This window comes from Proteiniphilum sp. UBA1028, assembly GCF_002316955.1.
Taxonomy (GTDB): Bacteria; Bacteroidota; Bacteroidia; order Bacteroidales; family Dysgonomonadaceae; genus Proteiniphilum.
The window spans coordinates 5,371-9,660 of the sequence record NZ_DCEN01000038.1 but is presented as its reverse complement, the minus strand read 5'-3'; the positions used below and the strand labels follow the sequence as shown (position 1 = coordinate 9,660).

General features: G+C 42.4%; 6 protein-coding genes. 3 read left to right on the top strand and 3 right to left on the bottom strand.

The annotated features are described in order from the left end of the window. From B3Z75_RS05975 to B3Z75_RS05965, 3 genes are all read left to right on the top strand, one after another. Positions 1–906 (top strand): BamA/TamA family outer membrane protein (locus tag B3Z75_RS05975; protein WP_349676029.1); only part of this gene is annotated, 906 nt, incomplete at its 5' end. A gap of 219 nt (positions 907–1,125) precedes the next feature. Then, positions 1,126–1,638, top strand: coding sequence for an OmpH family outer membrane protein (locus tag B3Z75_RS05970; RefSeq protein WP_294068649.1), 513 nt, complete (start codon positions 1,126–1,128; stop codon positions 1,636–1,638). Positions 1,639–1,707: 69 nt separating this feature from the next. Continuing rightward, positions 1,708–2,217 (top strand): OmpH family outer membrane protein, encoded by a 510-nt coding sequence (locus B3Z75_RS05965; RefSeq protein ID WP_294068647.1) that lies wholly within the window; start codon positions 1,708–1,710, stop codon positions 2,215–2,217. Positions 2,218–2,297: 80 nt separating this feature from the next. Here B3Z75_RS05965 and B3Z75_RS05960 read toward each other — a convergent pair whose 3' ends face one another. From B3Z75_RS05960 to B3Z75_RS05950, 3 genes are all read right to left on the bottom strand, one after another. Then, a complete protein-coding gene (locus tag B3Z75_RS05960; protein ID WP_294068645.1) occupies positions 2,298–3,443 on the bottom strand; it encodes a universal stress protein in 1,146 nt (381 codons plus the stop codon). Between the two features lie 114 nt (positions 3,444–3,557). Next, on the bottom strand, positions 3,558–3,848 hold the full coding sequence (locus B3Z75_RS05955) for a DNA-binding protein (protein WP_294068643.1): 291 nt from the start codon (positions 3,846–3,848) through the stop codon (positions 3,558–3,560). 133 nt (positions 3,849–3,981) lie between these two features. After that, positions 3,982–4,290, bottom strand: a 309-nt coding sequence (locus tag B3Z75_RS05950) for a phosphatase PAP2 family protein (RefSeq protein WP_294068641.1), incomplete at its 5' end; no start/stop codon positions are given.

Sequence of the window (4,290 nt, the reverse complement as noted above, 5' to 3'; positions counted from 1 at the left end):
GGATACGGATACCAGGATATGGCAGAATATGCCTATGACCCGGACCAGGTGTTTAGCATGGTGGGCCTTTCACTGGGCTACGGAAAGAGGCTAGAATGGCCTGACGACTACTTCCAGTTCATGGCAGAGCTAGGCTATCAACGTTATGGGTTGAAGAACTGGTCTTATAATCAATTCCCGTTTCAAACGGGAGTGAGCAACAGCATCACCCTCGGACTCACCCTATCGCGTATATCCACAGACAACCCTATATATACGCGTACCGGTTCTCAATTCACGCTGAGTGTATCTGCTACCCCACCCTTCTCTCTGTGGGATGGAAATAACTATGCCGCCATGGCGTACAACGATCCGGATAAATACACGTGGAACGAATATCACAAATGGAAGTTGAAAATCCGCACCTTTACGCCACTTTCACCCTCTACGGTAACCCGCACACCTGTGATGGCCACTCGTGTTGAGTTCGGCATCCTCGGACACTATAATAAAAATAAAATGACCCCCTTTGAAACGTTCGACGTGGGAGGTGACGGCATGAGCGGTTACACCAGCTCCTTTGCGACTGAAAACGTGGCTCTAAGGGGCTATGAAAATAACTCCATTGCTACACAGGCACGCGCTTATACCCGACTTGGGCTGGAGTTACGTTATCCTTTTATTCTGGAACCCAACTCCACGATATACGGGGTTGCTTTTCTGGAAGCCGGAAACGCCTGGTACAATGTAAAAGATTTGAATCCTTTCGATTTAAAACGTTCAGCCGGCGTGGGAGCCCGTATATTTCTACCAATGATCGGATTGATGGGAATCGACTGGGCATATGGATTTGACACTGTATTTGGCAGCGGAAACAGACAACGTGGCGGAGGCCAGTTCCACTTCATCATTGGACAGGAATTCTAACATGTAGAGACAGATATGCTTATCTGAAGAAGCAAAAGCTAGCCCAGGCCCCTGCACTCAGGAAAGGACTTATTTGCTCTTTAATGAATTTTAGCATGCCTTTTGTAAACGTTTCGGATTGTAATCCGTCTTACATAACAGCATACACAAGAAAGCGAAAAACATGCTTGCGATCAATTTGCTTTTATCTCTGTTTCGTACATTAAAAATAAAAATAATATGAAAAAGACACTTTTTTTGATCGGTTTATTGATGGCGTTGACATTGGGAACTACGTACGCCCAAAAATATGCATTGATTGATATGGAGTATATTCTGGAACGGATTCCTATGTACGAAAGTGCCAACAAACAGCTGGAGACCTTGTCTTCACAATGGCAAAGTAAAGTGGACGCAGAGGTGGAAACCGTGAATGCCATGTATAAAAAATATCAGGCCGACCTGGTATTTCTTGCCGGAGCTGAAAAGACCAAACGCGAGAACGAAATCGTAGCCAAGGAAAATTCGATTCAGGAACTGAGAAACCAATATTTCGGTCCCCAGGGAGAATTATTCAAGCAACAGGAGGAGTTGATCAAGCCCATCCAGGATAATATTTACGAGGCAGTAAAAAACATTGCAACTCAGCAGGGATATACGATGGTGATAGACAGGGCCTCATCCTCATCCATTATCTTTGCTTCACCCAGTATTGATATAAGCGATCAGGTACTTTCATGGTTAGGCTATTAAAAATAAAAAGTTTATCTTTGTGCCGACATAACGAAAGAATTTTAAATTACAAATTAGAAATAGAAAATCATGTTAAAAAAATTATTGATCTTTTTTATTGCACTGGCTCCATTGACAGTGGTAGCACAAGAGGCGAAGTTTGCGTACCTGAATGCCCAGGAAATTTTCTCAGCCATGCCCGAATTGGCCGGCATTGAAACACAACTCAGTTCCAAGCAGGAGGAAATCTCAAAAAACGGACAAGCATTGGTAGATGAATTCAACAAGAAGTCCGAAGAATTCAACAAGACACCGGCCACTTCCGAGGCAGTACAGCAAGACCAGCAAAAACAACTTGCTCAGATTCAGGAGAGATATCAGATCTACCTGCAGAATAGCCAGCAGGAAATGCAGCAATTACAGCAAAGCCTGCTTGAACCGGTTAACAAGAAAATTGCCGATGCTATCAAAGCGGTGGGAGATGAAAACAAATACACCTTTGTATTTGATGTATCAACAATGCAATCGCCCATTGTTTACGTGAGTCCCACGGCAGTCAACATCACTCCCCTGGTGAAAACCAAATTGGGGCTGAAATAAAAAAGACGCAATAATGACGCCACACATAAAAAAGGGTCTCCCCAGGGAGACCTTTTTTTATGCCTGCTCACAAATAACACCTACATTCCTTTAATTACCAGTAACGGTGTATCTGAGTGGAATAACATTCTTCTTGCAATGCCGGGATTAAACATCCTGGCAAAGATGTTGCGCCGTGAACTGGACAAGGAGATCATGTCAATTTTATGTTCGTTCACGAATCTGTCGAGAGACTCTTCCACTCTTTCACTCTGTTCAATCAGTTTATACTCGGTCTGCAATTGCGGGTATAACTCTGCAAAACGTTTCTGAATACCCGACAATTTAATTTCATTCCACACATCTTCTTTTTTTGCGATATGAGCAAGATAAACCTTTACAGGATAGGGCTTTAAAAAACGCATCATGATATCAAATGCTTTGAACTCCCGTTCCTGAAAATTGGTCAGAAATGCGATGGTCTTCATCGCCGAAAGATTATTCGCCTTTGCTCCTTCGGGTATGGCAAAGATGGGTGTTCTGCAGCCCTCCATGACCTCCGCCGTTACGCTCCCGATAAGATCAAGATCTTTGGCACTCTTTCCCCGTGTTCCCATCACAATGGCCGTAGGACGCATTTTCTTGGAATAGGTGATAATTTCTTCTTCGGGAAGACCTTCCAACAATACCGTCTGATAAGGTACCTTAGGTATTAAACCGCCAGTCATTTCTTCCTCAATTGTTTTCACCAGGCCCTGCATCTCACTTTCTGTTTTTCTTTTTATATCCTGGTAAAGTTCTTTGTCGGTCGCCTGCAATGTGAAGGTGTCACCAAAAGGTATTGCCCCCGGGTAAAATGGTGTAAAGAAAGCGTGCAAAAGTTTCACTTTACAATCCAGATCACGAGCCAGGCGAAAGCCAAATTCACATGCTGCAAGCGAGTATTCAGAAAAGTCTACTGGCACCAGTATTTCTTTGCTTATCTCTTGCTCCGGTTCTTTGTCGAGCTCGGAAGTAAAGTCTACTTTTTCGATTATTTGGAGTGCTCTGGGAAGATCGGCTTCGTTAATTCGCACACGTACATTGCCCGGAACAACCGGATCAATCATCTTGATGCCGTGTATAACTGCCGGAATGCCTTCTGATTCAAGAATCGATTTCAGGATATGGGCTTTTTCATATGAATGAATGGCTACGGTGACCAGCTTTTCGTCGTGAGAATCCCTCTTTTTACCATCTTTTTCCATACTGTATTTTTTTACATGTCCATGGATCTGGGACCATAGACAACTCGGTTATAACAAAGGCTAAATAACCCACTATTTGGCTGCCAGAGCACAAATTTGTGGGTTATTTATTTTTTAATCAACTTCTTTCGTTTCAATTATATCGGGTTCAGGATAATCATCAAGCCCGAGTATTTTCAGTGCTTTATCAAAAATTGTGGTATCGTCAAGCACAACAATACCACCATTCGGTCCCGGTTCAATGTGTATTCCTACACTTTTTCCTTCTTTGTAATTGTATCCACCAAAATAATTCCGGACTGTTTCGGGCTTCATATCCAATTCCGTTGCTATTTGGTGGATACTACCATCGGGGAGTTTGTCTTTCAGTTCTCGCAGCTCATTAAAAGTGATTGTTCTTGCCATGGCTTATAATTTTTATGTTGTTACTACATTTCAGGATTCATTTCATGCCCTAAACTTACACAAAAAAAAAGATATCCCAAACTATTTATAAAAATATTTACGCAAATGTTCCAATTCTATAAATAGAACATTTTTAGTGAGGTAAAGTTGCTAAAAATGAACTAAAAATAATCAAGACAGCAAGATAGGAAGGAATAAAAATGGATAAAAGGTGAGCGTGCGGACGACTATATAGAGGGATATTTTTCGATTCTGGAAGATGTAGCAGAAAAGACCTCGTTAAACGAAGCAGCTCATAAAACAGATAACCCAGTACTGAGCCCACAATCATCCCTGCGAGTATATCCGACACGAAGTGTACACCAAGATATACACGGGTATAGCTGTTTAACAGTGCCCAGAAAATAACAGCGATCGTTACCCGTCGATCTTGAAAGAGCAG

Excerpts from the sequence above, each read along its gene's own strand:
- B3Z75_RS05960 (WP_294068645.1), bottom strand. The coding sequence starts at position 3,443 with ATGGAAAAAGATGGTAAAAAGAGGGATTCTCACGACGAAAAGCTGGTC.
- B3Z75_RS05955 (WP_294068643.1), bottom strand. The coding sequence starts at position 3,848 with ATGGCAAGAACAATCACTTTTAATGAGCTGCGAGAACTGAAAGACAAA.
- B3Z75_RS05965 (WP_294068647.1), top strand. The coding sequence starts at position 1,708 with ATGTTAAAAAAATTATTGATCTTTTTTATTGCACTGGCTCCATTGACA.
- B3Z75_RS05970 (WP_294068649.1), top strand. The coding sequence starts at position 1,126 with ATGAAAAAGACACTTTTTTTGATCGGTTTATTGATGGCGTTGACATTG.